General features: G+C 35.0%; 16 protein-coding genes. 3 read left to right on the forward strand and 13 right to left on the reverse strand.

All coding sequences use genetic code 11. From position 1 onward, the window contains the following. Positions 1–48: 48 nt before the first annotated feature. Positions 49–219 (reverse strand): hypothetical protein, encoded by a 171-nt coding sequence (locus tag HAV12_RS04745; protein ID WP_171568702.1) that lies wholly within the window; start codon positions 217–219, stop codon positions 49–51. 447 nt (positions 220–666) lie between these two features. On the opposite strand from HAV12_RS04745, the gene lpxK reads away from it, so the two are divergent. Next, positions 667–1,689, forward strand: coding sequence for a tetraacyldisaccharide 4'-kinase (gene lpxK, locus HAV12_RS04750; RefSeq protein ID WP_171568703.1), 1,023 nt, complete (start codon positions 667–669; stop codon positions 1,687–1,689). 18 nt (positions 1,690–1,707) lie between these two features. Here lpxK and HAV12_RS04755 read toward each other — a convergent pair whose 3' ends face one another. From HAV12_RS04755 to lipA, 3 genes are all read right to left on the reverse strand, one after another. Beyond that, positions 1,708–3,885 carry an ATP-binding protein gene (locus HAV12_RS04755; RefSeq protein WP_171568704.1) on the reverse strand — a complete coding sequence of 726 codons (2,178 nt, stop codon included), beginning with the start codon at positions 3,883–3,885 and terminating at the stop codon, positions 1,708–1,710. Positions 3,886–3,912: 27 nt separating this feature from the next. Further along, positions 3,913–4,911 carry a type I glyceraldehyde-3-phosphate dehydrogenase gene (gap, locus tag HAV12_RS04760; RefSeq protein WP_171568705.1) on the reverse strand — a complete coding sequence of 333 codons (999 nt, stop codon included), beginning with the start codon at positions 4,909–4,911 and terminating at the stop codon, positions 3,913–3,915. 92 nt (positions 4,912–5,003) lie between these two features. Continuing rightward, positions 5,004–5,870, reverse strand: coding sequence for a lipoyl synthase (gene lipA, locus HAV12_RS04765; protein WP_029272210.1), 867 nt, complete (start codon positions 5,868–5,870; stop codon positions 5,004–5,006). Between the two features lie 331 nt (positions 5,871–6,201). On the opposite strand from lipA, the gene HAV12_RS04770 reads away from it, so the two are divergent. Then, positions 6,202–7,065 (forward strand): M48 family metalloprotease, encoded by an 864-nt coding sequence (locus HAV12_RS04770; protein WP_171568706.1) that lies wholly within the window; start codon positions 6,202–6,204, stop codon positions 7,063–7,065. Between the two features lie 58 nt (positions 7,066–7,123). On the opposite strand, the gene HAV12_RS04775 is transcribed toward HAV12_RS04770, so the two are convergent. The 9 genes from HAV12_RS04775 to HAV12_RS04815 all read right to left on the reverse strand — a co-directional run bounded on the left by HAV12_RS04775 (position 7,124) and on the right by HAV12_RS04815 (position 15,448). Beyond that, positions 7,124–7,504: a PH domain-containing protein gene (locus HAV12_RS04775; RefSeq protein WP_171568707.1), complete on the reverse strand. Its 381-nt coding sequence runs from the start codon at positions 7,502–7,504 to the stop codon at positions 7,124–7,126. A gap of 218 nt (positions 7,505–7,722) precedes the next feature. Beyond that, on the reverse strand, positions 7,723–8,544 hold the full coding sequence (locus HAV12_RS04780) for an energy transducer TonB (protein ID WP_171568708.1): 822 nt from the start codon (positions 8,542–8,544) through the stop codon (positions 7,723–7,725). Between the two features lie 164 nt (positions 8,545–8,708). After that, entirely contained in the window at positions 8,709–9,260 is a 552-nt protein-coding gene (locus tag HAV12_RS04785; RefSeq protein WP_132036487.1) for an RNA polymerase sigma factor, read from the reverse strand. Further along, a complete protein-coding gene (locus HAV12_RS04790) occupies positions 9,251–10,357 on the reverse strand; it encodes a glycosyltransferase (RefSeq protein ID WP_171568709.1) in 1,107 nt (368 codons plus the stop codon). Before HAV12_RS04790 ends, HAV12_RS04785 begins: the two co-directional genes overlap by 10 nt. Before the next feature lie 83 nt (positions 10,358–10,440). Beyond that, entirely contained in the window at positions 10,441–11,055 is a 615-nt protein-coding gene (locus HAV12_RS04795) for an FMN-binding negative transcriptional regulator (protein WP_171568710.1), read from the reverse strand. 89 nt (positions 11,056–11,144) lie between these two features. Next, positions 11,145–12,158 carry a UDP-N-acetylmuramate dehydrogenase gene (gene murB / locus HAV12_RS04800; RefSeq protein ID WP_171568711.1) on the reverse strand — a complete coding sequence of 338 codons (1,014 nt, stop codon included), beginning with the start codon at positions 12,156–12,158 and terminating at the stop codon, positions 11,145–11,147. Positions 12,159–12,324: 166 nt separating this feature from the next. Next, positions 12,325–13,389 carry a glycosyltransferase gene (locus HAV12_RS04805; RefSeq protein ID WP_171568712.1) on the reverse strand — a complete coding sequence of 355 codons (1,065 nt, stop codon included), beginning with the start codon at positions 13,387–13,389 and terminating at the stop codon, positions 12,325–12,327. Positions 13,390–13,485: 96 nt separating this feature from the next. Continuing rightward, positions 13,486–14,163: a DUF2461 domain-containing protein gene (locus tag HAV12_RS04810; protein WP_171568713.1), complete on the reverse strand. Its 678-nt coding sequence runs from the start codon at positions 14,161–14,163 to the stop codon at positions 13,486–13,488. A 205-nt stretch (positions 14,164–14,368) separates the two neighbouring features. Beyond that, on the reverse strand, positions 14,369–15,448 hold the full coding sequence (locus tag HAV12_RS04815; RefSeq protein ID WP_171568714.1) for a DNA replication/repair protein RecF: 1,080 nt from the start codon (positions 15,446–15,448) through the stop codon (positions 14,369–14,371). Positions 15,449–15,836: 388 nt separating this feature from the next. Between HAV12_RS04815 and HAV12_RS04820 the strand changes: the two genes are divergently transcribed. After that, positions 15,837–16,616, forward strand: a complete 780-nt coding sequence (locus HAV12_RS04820; RefSeq protein ID WP_132036494.1) for a tetratricopeptide repeat protein — start codon at positions 15,837–15,839, stop codon at positions 16,614–16,616. The last annotated feature ends 21 nt before the right edge of the window (positions 16,617–16,637 follow it).

A 16,637-nucleotide genomic window follows, 5' to 3' on the forward strand; every position in this document is an offset into this window, starting at 1 on the left:
AAAATGGAATAGCTTTACTTAAAAAACTATTCCTTGCTAAAATATTTATTAAGCAATTACTGGTCCGCAAACTCTTTCACAAGAATTTCTAAGACTGCACGAAGCTCCAATAGATAAGAATGCTTCTTCTTGTAGTTGTGCTTTACCACCATTAACTTTTTTTTGCTCGTCTTTAGTAAGTGCTTTAACTTTTAAATTTTCTAATTTTAATTTTTTCATCTTTAAAATTTTAGGTATTAATAAATGTTTTTAAGGTTTTTTGATTTCTTGCTTTTTAAAATGACCACGTGCACTTGGAGTTTTAATTAGTTAAAGAAAATTCGTTCTAAAAATAATATAATAAATTGTTGTTTTTGACTTTTTTTCTGACAAATTTTTAAAATTTTATTGAAAGAACTCATTGCTAAATCTTTAGCTTTTTTAAAACCTCTTGGCTGATAAATGAGAATTATAATGTGGTTTTACGTAATTTAAAGGGTTTTTCTTTATTAATTAAGAAATTCAGTGCAATATTGTTTTCTGTGAATTATCCATTTTTGCTTAGATGAAAAAGGATGTGAAATTGTTTTTTTTAAGAGGACTAAACAGGGGTTGAGGTACAATTTTATATTTGTATAATTGGAGCAATTTATCTGATAATAACATAAAAAATTATACTTTCGTAAAATGAATGTACTTCGAAAAATACTTTTTCCGTTTGCCATTTTATACGGATTTATTACCTCAATTAGGAATTATCTTTTTGATAAAGGGATTCTGAAATCAACTTCATTTGATCTGCCTGTTATTGCGGTCGGAAATCTAAGTGTTGGCGGAACCGGAAAAACACCTCAGATCGAATATCTGATTCGATTATTGTCGGATAATTATAAAGTCGCAACCTTAAGCCGCGGCTATAAAAGAAAATCGGAAGGTTTTGTTCTGGCCGGAGTGGGCTCAAACGCTGAAATTTTAGGAGATGAACCCTTTCAGTTTTATCAAAAATTTCCAAATATTCAGGTAGCTGTTGATGCGGACAGAACAAATGGAATTACGCAATTGCTTTCCGGGAATGAAAAACCGCAAGTTATTTTATTAGATGACGCCTATCAACACCGAAAAGTAAAAGCAGGGTTTTATATTTTGCTAAGTTCGTATGATGATTTATATGCAGACGATTTTATGCTGCCAACCGGAAATCTTCGCGAAAGCAGGAGTGGAGCAAATCGTGCTAATATTGTAATCATAACAAAATGCCCGGGGGATTTATCTGTTGAAAGACAAGAACAAATTCGTCTGAAATTGAAACTGACCCATTTGCAGCAAATCTATTTTACTTTTATAGATTATGATGATTTTATTTATAGCAAAGAGCAGAAAATAGCTGTAAATGAGCTTAAAAACGAATCAAAACTGCTTTTGGCCGGAATCGCAAAGCCAATGCCGTTTTTCAATTATTTAAAAAATGAAAAAGATCAATGCCTGACTTTTCCGGATCATCATCACTTCTCTGATGCTGATTTAGATGCGATTCAGGGTAAAGCCGGAAGCCAGAAAATCATTACTACAGAGAAAGATTATGTTCGTTTAAAAGATTCTAAACTGGCTTCGCAATTGTATTACCTGCCCATAAAAACTACGTTTATCAACAACCATAAAAATTTTGAGGCAACGGTACTCGAATATGTTAAATCAAACTTAGAACCTTAACGACTGAATTCCTGAGATTTAGTTTTTATCAAAAAATTTCGCAATAATACTATAAAATTCATCAGGAGCGAAAGGTTTTGTAATCACATCATTCATTCCGAAAGATAGAAGCATATCCCTGTTTTCATCCAGCGAAATAGCTGTTAAGGCGATAATCGGAGTAGTTTTGTCAAATTCCCGGATTTGTTTTGTAGCAGTTGTTCCGTTGATTCCGGGTAAGTGGACATCCATTAGAATCATATCGAATTTTTTTACTTTCAACAGCTCAACTGCATCCTCGCCATTATCGATTATTTCGCATGTTATAGCTTTGTTTTCGAGCATTTTTCGGGTAATCATCTGATTGATTTTGTTGTCTTCAATCAATAAAATAGATTTGTGCTGGAAATGAATGTCATTATATGATTTGGCTTCTTCCTTTATTTCAAGGGGCTCTTTGTTGATTCTGAAATCTAGTCTGAAGGTGAAAGCAGAACCTTTGCCGACCTCGCTTTTTAGTTTGATTTCACCGCCCAGAAGTTCAATTAATTTTTTTACAATTGTAAGACCTAAACCTGTTCCGCCGTATTTGCGATTAACTTCTACAGATCCCTGAGAAAAACTTTCAAAAACAGTTTGTAATTTGTCTTCCGGAATTCCAATTCCGGTATCCACAATTTCAAAATAAACGATTGCACTTTCATCTTCAATCGCATATAATTTCGCAATGACGCTTACATGTCCGTTTTGTGTAAATTTTAGAGCATTGTTGATTAAGTTGAGTATAATCTGGGATAATTTGGTTGGATCTCCAATTAAATTGTCCGGAATAGTCTCGTCTATTTCAAGATTGAAATAATTCTTATTGGCGGCTGCTAATTCTTTTAAGGAACTTTGAATGTTGAATAACAACTCTTTAAGGTTGAAAGAAATATTTTCAATTTCTATTTTTGTAGAATCTATTTTATTGATCTCAAGAATCTCGTTGATAAAAGTGGTAAGGTAATTTCCTGAGAATTTTAAAGATTCCAGGTATTTTAACTGCGTTTTTTTAGGACTGTCTTCCAGCAGTAAATGTGTAATTCCGTTAATGGCATTTAAGGGGGTTCGGAGTTCATGACTTACAGTTGATAAAAATTCTGATCTGGCTTTTGATGCTTTTTCAGCCTTGTTTTTAGCCAGGATAAGTTCCTTGTTTTTCTCTCTCAAAAGTAAATTATTTTGATTTCGAATAATATTGTTTTTGTATAAAGCCAGACTCAAAAGGGATAAAATAGAAATTAAGGCAATGGCTAAAATGCTAACCAGCTTAGAGTACCGATACGTTTTTAACTGAATCTTTTCTTCACTCTCGCGTTTTAAACTAGTACTGATTGATTGGTTTTTTTTAAATTTTTCAAACTCGTTTAGATCTAATTTGGCATTTTTTATTTTTAAGATATAGTTCTCAATCTGATAATGTTCATCAAGATACGAGTAGGCCAGATCAAAATCCCTGTTCTTTTTGTAATAGCGACTGATGCCCAGAACGATTTTTGACTTTTGTGCTAAATCGTTGTTTTTGGCACTCATTTCTAAAGCATTATCGAAATAAAAGAGGGCAGAATCATTTTGTTGAAGCTGGGTTTCCAGCAGACCAAGCTGATAATAGGCGTCGGTTTTTGCTTTTAAAATGGAGCTGTTATCCGGTTTTTTAATTATGCTTTGAAAAGTTTGTATGGCTAAGGGAAAGTTATTATTTGCTTTGAATGCCATCGCTTTTTGATAGCTTAAAATTTCGGCGCTATCAGCAATATTTAATTTTTTTAGAAGATTCTCCGCTTTTGTGTAATAGATATGGGCAGTTTTGTAATTTCCTTTTGCAGTATTCGTGATACCAATGTAATGCAGTGCAAGGGCTTTGGTACATGTTGGTTTTACTTTGCTGAATAAAGAAACACTTCTATGAAAGTTTTTTAAGGCATCTTCATAATTTCCAAGGTTGTAATAAATTTTACCAAGCTTAAAAGTCTGATTGGCTAAATTCTCCGATTTGTTATTGGAAGCACAAAAAGCAATCGATTTTTCTGTAAAAAAAACGGCCTGATCGTACTTTTTATTCTGAAGATTGGTGTTGGCCAGTTTATTATAATAGATAATGCTATCTGTACTCTTTTTGGCCTGAGAATACAAAAACGGATTAAAAAAACTGATAAGAATTAAAAGGTAGTGTTTCATGTATCGCAATGCTTCTTACAATGAATCTTATGCTTTTTTCATCAGCAGAATCAAATCAATCAATCTTGATGAATAGCCAATTTCATTATCGTACCAGCCTACAACTTTTACCATTTTATCAATAACGGAAGTTAGCTGGGCGTCAAACAGACACGAATTTCTATTGCCAATTACATCAACCGATACGATCGGATCTTCTGTGTAATCTAATATTCCTTTTAAACTTGTATTTGAGGCGTTTTCAAAAGCGGTGTTGATTTCTTCGATAGTAACAGCACGTTTTACATTAAACGTAATATCGGTCAATGAACCATCAGGAACAGGAACCCGAATTCCACAACCACCTATTTTCTCATGCAATTTAGGAAAAATTTTTGTTAGAGCCTTAGCTGCACCAGTAGTTGTCGGAACAATTGACTGACTTGCACCTCTGGCACGGCGTAAGTCCTTATGTGGCTGGTCGTGAAGGCTTTGGTCGGTAGTGTAAGAATGTATTGTTGTAATGTATGCCTGCTCGATTCCGCATAATTCATCAATGATTTTGATCATCGGGGCAGCATTGTTTGTGGTACAACTCGCATTCGAAACTATGGTTTCAGTTCCATCCAGAATGTTCTCATTAACGCCAAGAACGACTGTTTTTATCGTGTCAACTTCAGAAGGAGCAGAAAGGATTACTTTTTTTGCTCCAACTTCAAGGTGTGCGTTTAATTCTTCATGGGTTTTGTATTTTCCGGTACATTCTATAACAAAATCAATAGAATGGCTTTTCCAGTCCAAATTTGAAATACTTTTTTCATGAAAAAATAGAAAATGTTTTCCATCAACAATAATACTTTTTTCATCGTGGCTTACTTTGACAGGCAGTACACCATGGATACTGTCGTATTTTATCAAATGCGACATGGTTTTGTTATCTGCGATATCGTTGATAGCAACGATTTCAATTTCAGGATGGTTTAAAAGTAAACGGAATAGATTTCTTCCAATTCTCCCAAAACCATTTATAGCAATTCTTGTTTTCAATCTTTTTGTTTATTTGTTTAATCCGTTAGCCGGTTAATCGCTTAATTGTCAGTACGATTAAACAATTAATCAGTTAAACGAATAACCTTTTTCTATAAAATATGTTTTTGTGCTTTGTAGGAAGAACGAACCAATGGTCCGCTTTCAACATGACGGAAACCTAATTCAAGGCCGAATTTCTCGTATTTCGCAAACTGATCAGGCGTTATGAATTCTTTTACCGGTAAATGTTTTTTACTCGGCTGCAGGTACTGACCGATGGTCACCACATCTACATTTGCATTTCGTAAATCTGTCATCGTCTGGAAAACCTCTTCTTCCGTTTCGCCAAGTCCCAGCATAATTCCGGATTTGGTTCTGTTGATTCCTTTTTCTTTTAAATAACGTAAAACTTCAAGACTGCGGTCGTATTTGGCCTGAATACGTACTTCACGTGTCAAACGACGAACCGTTTCAACATTATGTGAAACTACTTCAGGATTTGCTTCCACAATTCGGTCAAGGTTTCTTTCAATTCCCTGAAAGTCCGGAATTAAAGTCTCAAGAGTCGTATTAGGATTCATTCTGCGAATTGCTTTCACCGTTTCAATCCAGATGATAGAACCGCCATCTTTCAGATCATCTCTGTCAACGCTTGTAATTACGGCATGTTTAATATTCATGATTTTTATAGAGCGGGCTACTTTTTCAGGTTCATCCCAGTCTACGGTTTCAGGCCTTCCGGTTTTTACGCCGCAAAATCCGCAGGAACGGGTACAAACGTTTCCAAGAATCATAAAAGTGGCTGTTCCTTCGCCCCAGCATTCCCCCATATTAGGGCAGCTTCCTGAGGTACAAATCGTATTTAAGCTGTATTTATCCACCAAACCACGAAGTTCAGTATATTTTTGCCCAATCGGAAGTTTTACTTTTAACCATTTAGGTTTTCCGGTTGGGATATTTTCAATGACTGTTTCCATATATCAAAATTCAAAGCACAAAGATACGGAATGTTGTTTATTTGGAGATTTGTTTAAGGGTTAATTTGCTATTGCATTGCTTTGGGATTAAGAAAACTCGTATTGCATATAATTTAGGCTTACTGTTAAAATTTTGATTTAAAAAAGGAAAGCCTCCTGAACTGTTTAGTTTTTTATTAATTTGTTGATTTAGGATGAATAATAGTGACAGCGGTTTGATTTTTACCAGTTTAAAATTTATATCTTTATTTGTTATAAAATTACTCGAAAAGAGATAAAACAGAATTTTGTTAATAGTACATTTGTTGTTAAATTGTAATAATATAAAAACATGAAAAAGAAATTTATAATATCAGGTGCTTTGTTTGCAGCCTTTAGTTTCACCAGTATGAATGCGCAGATTAATTTTGGTGAAAAAGCCCTTGGAGCTGTTCAAAAAGGAGTCGCTGGCTTTACACTAAGTAATGCCGATGCTGCAGCGTTGTCTAAAGAAGCAGTTGTTAAGTTAGATGCAGAAAATGTAGTTGCGCCTGCAACAGATGGATATGCAATACGATTGAACAGGGTCTTTGGTAAACATACTGCCGGTGAGGGATATACTTTAAACTTTAAAGTATATAAAGTAAAAGAAGTAAATGCATTTGCCACAGCTGACGGAAGTGTTCGCGTATATTCTGGTCTGATGGATATTATGGATGATAATGAATTATTGGCTGTAATTGGACATGAGATTGGTCACGTTGCGAATAATGATTCACGAGATGCAATGCGTGCAGCTTACCAAAAAGAAGCATTAATTGATGGGGTTTCTTCCCAATCGGCAACTATTACATCAGTAACAGATAGCCAGTTAGGTAAAATCGGAAGTGCTTTAATTGATAGCAAACACAGTAGAAAACAGGAAACAGAGGCTGATTTATTTTCGTATAACTTTTTGAAGAAAAATGGATATAACATCAATGCCGAAGAATCTGCCTTTAGAATTTTAGCAAAAATGAGTGAAGGAACTGAAGCTTCCTTTATCGATCAGATGATGAGCTCGCACCCGGACTCTAAAAAGAGAGCTGATGATGCCAAAGCAAGAGCAGAAAAAGATGGTTTGTATAAACCTTACGTACAGCAAAAAATTGTAAACACAGTTCCCGCACCGGCTAAAAAAACGAAGACAACAAAAAAAGTAACTAAAAAGAAATAACCACTATTGATTATCATAAAAAAGAAAACCCGACAATTTAATTTGTCGGGTTTTTTTATTATCCTAAAACGTGATGTGCCAGAACTTTTTGGACATCATACACATTTACCGATTTGTTAAATTGTTTTACGATGCTTGGTTGTAATTCACTGGAAACCCAGATTTTTAATTCAGCATCAAGATCAAAAGTACCTGCTGTTTCAATGCTAAAGCGAGTAATGCTTTTATAGGCAATTGATTTGTATTCTGTTTTACTTCCTGTAATTCCTTGTACGTCAACCAGAATTAATCTTTTGTTCGTGAAGATAAAAGTATCGCGGATAAGTTTAAAACCCATTTCGATTTCTTCATTGTCTGTTAAAAGTTGTCCGTATTTTTTAACTAAATCTTCTTGACTTACTGAACCAGCATTACCAATAATAGCCGAAAATATTCCCATTTTTATAGTTTTTAATTTTTAATACAATCCTTTTTATATACTGTAAATATACTTGATTTTACTGATTTTATGAATTGGTTTTTAATTTTATAAAGAAAGGAGTCAATATGAAAGAAAATAAAAATAGGATGATATTCTTTAATAATCTTCAATTTTAGTTAGCGGATTAAAAAAAATCCATAATAAAAGGCAGAACCTAAATTCTGCCTTTTATTTTGTTATTCCAGTTCCGTTTTTATTGTAATTGGAAGATTGTATGCGGTGCGAACCGGTTTTCCGTCTAAGATACCTGGACTCCATTTTGTTCTTAATGATTTCAGAACGCGAATAGCTTCTTTGCCCATTCCATAACCTGGATCTTTTTTTACAAGGATGTCTGTTAAGGAACCGTCTTTTTCAACTACAAAAGAAACATACACTTGTAACGTTTTTTCAGCATCCAGTTCCGGTCTTTGGAAATTATTTCCAACGAAAGTATAAAATTTAGCCATTCCTCCCGGAAATTCAGGTTGCTTGTCTAATCTTGCAGCAAGCACAGGTTCGTTAGTAGTGGGAGCTACTGAAGCAACTTCTCCGCCATTACCATTGGATGGTAAAACATTAGTATTGGCAACTCCTGTTCCGCTGGTGTTTTCAACTACTGGTGCATTTACCGTATTAGGTGCAATCTGTTCCACAGCCTGTTCAGCTTCCACTACAACAGGATTTCTAAACTGAACTACTTCAGTTACCGGTGTCGAAGCACTTTGCGGCGGTGCAGGAGGAGCGGGCGGTATGTCCTGATTTAGGTGTACTTCTGTAGCAACAAGAGGATCCAGAGGAATATCTGTAGGTATTGGCTCAATAATCTCAGTTGTTTTAAATTTGTTAATTAAAACAGAAGCACTGCCTATAGTTGCTATGACTAGCAATCCTGCAAATAAAGCTGTTATTGAATTTTTAGAACTTTCCTGGCGTAATTGATACGCGCCGTATTCTTTGTTTTTGTTTTCGAAAACAAGATTGGTCCACTTGGTTTCATAGATGCTTAGTTTAGACATAATTAGATTGGATTTTAAGGTTAAGTAAACATTAAATCATAAGCAACAAAATTTTTGATTTTGATTAGACAATAAAAACAAAAGAACATGTAAGGGTTTGTGAAATTTTAATCTTTTTAAGAAAAAATACGTGGCTATTTTAATCTTTAACTAAAGATAATAAATTATCTATTGCGTTCGATGATTTCTGCTAATAATTTTTTAGCGCGGAGTAGTTTTACTTTTACATTGCTTAAAGGCTCATCAATCTTGAGTGCAATTTCCTGATAAGTCATTTCCTGAAAATAACGCAGCTGAATTACTTCCTGATAATGGGGTTTTAATTCTTTGATGCATTGCAGTAAACGGGAAAGGTTTTGCTCTTTAATTAAAGCATCTTCCGCAGACGGAGTAGTGTCAGCGATGTTATATGCCTGTTGGTCTTCAGTATCGGTAATTTCTATAAAAAGATTGGTTTTCTTTTTGCGTAATAAATCAATGTAAACATTTTTTGCAATTGCAATTAACCAGGTGTTGAATTGAAATTCAGGATTGTAAGAGGCAATTTTGTCGAAAGCTTTTGAGAAAGTTTCGATGGTAATATCTTCGGCAGTAGTTTCGTTTTCGGTACGTTTTAGCATAAATCCGTACACTTCATTCCAATAGAAATCCAACAAAAAAGTAAAGGCGATCTGATCGCCTTTTTTTGCTTTTTCTATTTTAGAATTTATTTCCAATGTACAGGTTTTGAAAAGATATTAGTTATAAAGATATTAATTTGCGTGAATATAAGCATGATTTCTACAATAGGAAACCATACTTTTAAATCTTTTTCTCTCAATTTTCCGGCTGAAAACCCCATTACAATCCACGCAATGGTGTAGCGAGTCGCGATTAAAGCCAATACAGCAATCCACTGAAATTGAAAAGACAATAGAAGGATAACTAATAAAAAGAAAAATAATTGTGAGGTGTAAAAAAGACCTAACTGAATTTTATCAAAAACTTTGTAATAATTTGCAGTAGAAACATGTCTTCTTTTTTGAGAAAACCATTCTGCATATGTTTCTTTTGGTTTCGAATACGTGAAACTTTCAGGAGTGTAGGCAATTGTAGTATTGCTTTTATTGGCAGCCTGATTGACGAACAAATCATCATCACCCGAACGAACCTGAATGTGCTCGATAAAGCCATTTACATTAAAAAACTCTTCCCTTTTGTAAGCTAAATTTCGCCCAACACCCATATACGGAAGTCCGATTTTTGCCCAGGAGAAATATTGTACTGCCGTAAGAACAGTTTCAAATCGAATGAGTTTATTCAATAAAGAACGCTCTCTTTTCTCATAACCGCCATAACCTAAAACAATGGTTTTGTTCAGGGTAAATTGTGAAGTCATTGTCGTAATCCATTCTTTTGATGTCGGATAACAATCTGCATCTGTAAATAAAAGATATTCTTTTTTGGACGCTTTAATTCCGAGTGTCAAAGCATATTTTTTGTTCCCCCAAAAGGCTTCATTGTTTTCTACTTTTACTAAACGAATGTTGCTGTATTGTTTTTCAAATTCTTCAAAAACTTCCAGTGTTTCATCGCTTGAAGCATCATCAATTAAAACAATTTCAAAGTCAGGATAGTTTTGTTCCGCTAATAGCGGGATATATTTTTTTACATTTTCTTCTTCATTTTTGGCACAGACAATCACAGAAACCGGAATGTCTTTTGGTGTGATGCTTTGCGGTTTGCCGAAAGCAAATTTTCCGAAAATGCCCAGATAGTAAGAAAGTTGTAGAACAACAATAGCAATAAAAAAGTAAAAAATGAATGTAAGCATCTGATTTTAATGTCTTTTGATTTCTGAATCTTGCGCGTGCAAATGTACTTATGAATTCCTAATTTTCAATGATTAATACCAATTTACTTTCGGCATTTTGACATTTCTTTCGCAACAGCAATAGCCTGAGGGTTTTCGGTCTTTTCCAACTCCGAAATTATGTTTTTATAATTAAAATCATCTCTGTTTTGCGATAGTTTTTTTGTCGCCTGAATTTCATCAATTGCGATTTCAAAACCAAAAATTCCTCTGGCTTCACGCATGGTTTTTGTGGACAGGTTATCCAGGCGAACCGGATTCTCTGAACCAGCTTCGTATTTATCAACCAATTTTCTAAGGGATTCAATTGTTGCGGCTTCATCGGTAATTTTGATGCGTCCGTAAACATGTACGGCTATATAGTTCCATGTCGGGACATTCTCATGATCGTACCACGAAGAAGAAATATAACTGTGAGGACCTGAAAAGACAGCAAGAACCTGATCATTTTCTGCAAAACCTTCTGCCTGCGGATTTAATTTTGAAATATGCCCCTGCAGAACTTCTGTGCCATCAGCCTTAATTTCGAGTTCGATCGGAATATGGGTTGCACATAATTTTCCGTTGGTCTGATTGATCAGGATTCCAAAACTATTTTCTCTTAAGAAAGCTCTGATCGATTCCGGATCTTCGTTTTTGTATAGGTCAGGTGTGTACATTTTTAGGTCTTGTTTTTTTGTCACGAATTGCATGAATTAATCCGAATAAATTAGTGGGAATTCGTGTAATTCGTGGCAGGATATTTAAATCAAATCACATTTACTTCAGCTTCGATATGAATGCCAAACGTTTTAAAAACCGTATCCTGAACGTCTTTTGAAACGGCTAAAATTTCCTGCCCTGTGGCATTTCCGTAATTCACCAAAACCAAAGCCTGATTTTTATGAACTCCGGCATCTCCGAAACGTTTTCCTTTAAAACCGGCTTGCTCAATCAGCCAGCCCGCAGGGACTTTCACTTCCGTTTCCGAAACTTCATAATATTTCATTTCCGGAAATTTTTGGTGGATTTTCTCAAAATCAGATTTCAGTAAAATCGGATTTTTAAAAAAACTGCCGCTGTTTCCTAATTCCTTCGGATCCGGTAATTTGCTTTGTCTTATGGTAATTACAGCATTGCTTACGTCTTTTAAAGTCGGCGCAGTAATATTGTTTTTAGCCAGTTCAGCCAGAATATCTCCGTACGAAGTGTTGATTTTATGATTGCGTTTCGTCAGTTTATAAATGACCGATGTGATAATATATTGGTCTTTGATTTCATTTTTAAAAATGCTTTCCCTGTAGCCAAAATTACATTCGGCGTTGGTGAAGATTCTCATTTCCTGAGATTCAATGTGCATCGCTTCGCAGGAAACAAAAGTGTCTTTGATCTCGGTTCCGTAAGCCCCAATATTCTGAACTGGGGTGGTACCGACATTTCCGGGAATTAAGGACATGTTTTCCAAACCACCAAAATCATTTTCAATCGTATAGAGAACGAAATCATGCCAGGTTTCTCCCGCCTGACTTTCGACCCAGACAAAATCATCGTCTTCTTTAATGATTTTTTTACCTTTTAAATCGATATGAATGACCAAAGCATCAATGTCTTTCGTTAAAAGCATGTTGCTGCCTCCACCTAAAACAAATTTTTTCTGGTTTTTGTTTTCCTCTAAAACGGTTTTCAATTCGGCTGTTGAATGAACGGCTACAAATTGTTTCGCTTTGGCTTCAATACCAAAAGTGTTGTGTTTTTTTAAAGAAAAATTGGATTGTATTTCCATAGATAAAAGGCTTTTTTGACGTCCCTAAAATTCGGGATTATTCTGAGTTCAAAAGTAAGAATTATAATTTTTGGTTTTACCGCAAAGACACAAAGTTTGCGCAAAGTTCGTTAAGCTTTGTGTTCATTGCGTATCACGATAGCTATTGGGATTGCGTTCTTTGCGGTTAATTTTTATTTCGCAAGTCTAACAACTCATGATACTTATCCGCAATAATTTTCATATTGATGTCATAATTCGCATTTTCTTCTACAAACTTTCTATTTTGTAAAATTGCATTATTTCGCGATTCAGTATTTTCAAAAGACCAGATTAACTCTTCTGCCAGCATTTCAAAATTATCAATTTCAATCAATTGCCCGTTCTCGCGGTGCGTGATCCAGCTTTGATTTCCGGCAATATCAGAAACTACCGGATAACAATTGCAGGCCATCGCTTCAAATAAGGAAGCCGAAACGCCTTCGGTTATCGGCATGCTGATATAAATATTCGATTGCTGCAATAATCGGGGAAGTTCCGTATTCGGAATTCTTCCTGTAAAAATCACTTTGTTTTCGATCTGTAAATCTTTGGCTAAATCTTTCAAAAAAGACAAACGGGTTCCATCGCCAACAATAGTCAGTGAAAAATCAATCCCTTTTTGATTTAAAATCGAAAAAGCTTTTAGAATCGAATCATGTCGGTATTCCGGCTGTAAAGAACGTGTTACGATAGCTTCAATTCGGGTGGCATTTGAAATGGAGGGAGTAAAAACCGAAAAGTCAATTCCCTTTGGCAGCACGAGAACCTTGCTCATGTCAACACCTCTTTCCTTCATCGAAATGGTCATCACGGGGCCCCAGGCATGAATCAGGTGTGCTTTTTTGAAAGCATATTTCTGAATGAATTTCTTAAAAGGCAATAAAATGGAACCTTCCGGCCATAAATCGGTTCTTCCCTGTTGCGCAATGGCAATGGTTTTGGCACCGGATAAAGCCGCAAGAAAGCCATAACTGGTGGTTCTTTCGGCAATTACCATATCGGGTTTTTCTTTTCGAATGATTTTTCGAATAGCAAAAGGAGCGAAGAAATATTCTGCGATACGCCTGAACCGGTTTAATTTTGAACTATTGGGTGTCTGAAGTTCCCAGGTTATAATGTCAAAATCGCCAAATTCTTTCAGGCCTTTCATCCAGGTGATAGCATCAGCGCGATAGGACTCGCCAAGAAAAAGTATTTTTCTTTTTTTCATTCGGCAAACTTAATTTTTTTGCCACAGATTAAAAGATTTTACAGGATTTTTTAATCTGTGTGAATCTGTGAAATCTGTGGCAAAACTTTATATTTTCTAAAATTCATCAGTTTCTAAAGCACGATTTATGAATTCGTTTAAAGGTTTTAAAGCAATCAGTTTCTGACTCATTTTAGACACAAAGTCTTTTTGGGTCACTTCTTTGATGTCGTATTTCTGAGTGGCGGTAAAACTTTTTAATTTTAAGAATTCAATGGCAGGATGTTCTTTTTCATAACCACGCGGTGGATTTTTAAGCGAATTGTTTTCATCGAAATCCAGATTTCCAAACTCTTTTTTGAAGTTCTTGTCGGCTATAATACCTTCTAAGTCCTCATGGAAAAAAGCAATTTCTTTACGGACTTTTTTTAGTTGTTCCGGATCCGGTGAATAAAAACCTCCTGCAATAAAACTGGCGCCTTTTTCAATATGGACATAATATCCCGAACGATTCTGACCTTTTGCGCCAGAAGACATCCAGACGCCTAAATGTGCTTTGTAAGGAGATTTGTCTTTAGAAAACCGAATGTCACGATTGATTCGGAAGGTACAATTTTTAATTTCCAGTAATTCCAGTGAAGGATCTAAAGGTTTCATCGCATCAAGAAAATCACCCACTAACTGATGGTAATCTTTTTTGAAAATCTCGTATCGTTTTTTGTTATCCTGAAACCAGTCTCTGTTGTTATTGGCTTTTAAGTCGTCTAAAAATTGCAATGATTCTTTCGTTAGCATATTGGATATTTATGACAGTTATTTGTTTTGGCTAATTTAATACTTCTCCGTCAGAGTGGTTGTAAAGTTCGACACGAATTTCACGAATTAGCACGAATTTTAAAAGTTTTTTTAGTCGTCTGGCTTTTACAAAGTCTTCAAATCTGTGGCTAATGAATATTGCAGATTATGATAATTAGTGAAAATTCGTGGCAAAAAAAGCTTCTTACAAATTAAAGATCTTATAACTCTGATGGGTCGATTTTACGATGGCTTCAGTTCGCTCCGGATGGGTATCGGAAATAAAGAGCTGCCCAAAAGTGTCACTGTTTACCATTTCGATAATTTTAGCTACCCGGCTTTCGTCTAATTTATCAAAAATATCATCAAAAAGCAGCAGAGGTTTTACACCGCTTTGTTTTTTCAGAAATTCAAACTGAGCCAGTTTTAAGGCAATCAAAAAAGACTTTTGCTGGCCTTGCGAACCGAATTTCTTTATCGGATGCGAATCGATTTCAAAAGACAAATCGTCTTTGTGAATTCCGGAACTGGTATAATGTAACGCACGATCCTTATTAATCGTTTCCTGTAAAAGCGTCAACAGGTCTTTTTCGAATAAATGACTTTCATAGACCAGTTGCACCGATTCTTCAGATCCGGTTATGGCTTCATGGTGTTTATTAAATATAGGTATAAACTGTTCGAGGAACTCTTTTCGTTTTTCAAAAATAGATTTTCCAAAAGCATCCAGTTGTTCATTATATATAGATAAGGTGTCGTTGTCAAAAACATGATTCAGGGCAAAATATTTCAGAAGGGCATTTCGCTGTACAATGATTTTCTGATATTGAATAAGCTGATGCAAATAGGTATGGTCCAATTGTGAAATTACACTGTCCATGAATTTACGGCGTGTCTCGCTGCCTTCAACAATCAGATCACGGTCGGCGGGTGAAATAATCACTAACGGAATAAATCCGATATGATCTGAGAACTTATCATAGGCTTTACCGTTTCTTTTTAAGATTTTTTTCTGTCCTTTTTTTAAACTGCAGACAATTTGCTCTGTTCTGTCATTTTTTTCCAGTTCGGCATCAATCACAAAAAACTCTTCTCCGTGTTTGATGTTTTGAACGGCCAAAGGATTAAAATAACTTTTCCCATACGCCAAATGATAAATTGCATCCAGCACGTTAGTCTTTCCTATTCCGTTTTTTCCAACAAAACAATTGATTTTGTGGTCGAAATCAAAACTGGCTTCGGAGAAGTTTTTATAATTGAATAAAGAAATTTTGTTTAGGTGCATTTTTAAGGATTGTAAAGGATAAAATCTGCTGTTTTGAGCAGGACTTTTTCCGGAGATCCAGTTTTTACGCCACAGATTGAAGGATTTTCAAAGGATTTCTTTTAAAATAGTGCTCTAATCTGTGAGAATCTGTAATATCTGTGGCTGAAATGATACCCGCAGCTCAGGAAAAGTCATGTTTTGAACAACAAAAATTTGAGGGTGCAAATTATCGAAAATTATCGATATAAAAGGCTTTTGGAGCTTTTCAGGATGAATTATTTTGCCGCTGAAGCCAAAGGAGTTGCGATTGTTGAAATTATTTTTTTTAAAATAGTGATAAAATTGATTTTTTTTACCTCAGTTTCAATAAAAATTTTATTTTTGCCGTTCACTAAATTAATTTTAAATGGCTACTTACAATAAAAGAGGATATAAAGCACCAAAAGAAAAGGAAGTTAAAGAAGTAAATGAAGAACAACAGGTAATCATTGACGAAAAAGACAGCACAACAGCTGGTGTTTTTTCAAAATTAGATGAGACTGCTTCTAAAACGGAGGATTGGGTTGCTAAAAATCAAAAAATCATTATTGGTTTAGTTGCTGGTATTGCAATTGCGACTATTGGATATTTGGCTTACCAAAAATTTATCGAAGCTCCGAAACAGGATGAAGCTGCCAACGAAATGTTTGTTGCACAACAAAACTTCCAAAAGGCGACTGATGGTGTAGCTAGCGATTCATTATACAAATTAGCTTTGAATGGTTCTGAAGGTAAATTCGGATTCATCAAAATTGCTGACGAATATTCAGGAACTGACGCTGGAAACTTAGCAAATTACTACGCTGGTATGGCGTATTTGAATACAGGTAAATTCGATGAGGCAATCAAATATTTAGGAGAGTTCAAATCTGAAGATTTGATCTTAAGCGCTTTGGCAAAAGGTGCAATCGGAGATGCTTACTCTCAGAAAAATCAGCAAAAAGAAGCTTTAGACTATTATGTAAAAGCGGCGGAATCTAACAAAAATGATTTTACAACACCTCGTTTCCTGCTTAAAGCTGGTAAAACTGCTTTAGCTTTAGGTCAGAAAGAAGATGCTTTAAAATACTTTACCGATATTAAAGAAAACTTCGATGCAACACCGGAAGCTGCTTCTGTTGATGTATTGATTGGATTAGCACAATAAAAATATTAGATTTTAAATTTA

Origin of the sequence: Flavobacterium sp. CLA17 (assembly GCF_013112255.2) — a bacterium.
Taxonomy (GTDB): domain Bacteria; phylum Bacteroidota; class Bacteroidia; order Flavobacteriales; family Flavobacteriaceae; genus Flavobacterium; species Flavobacterium circumlabens.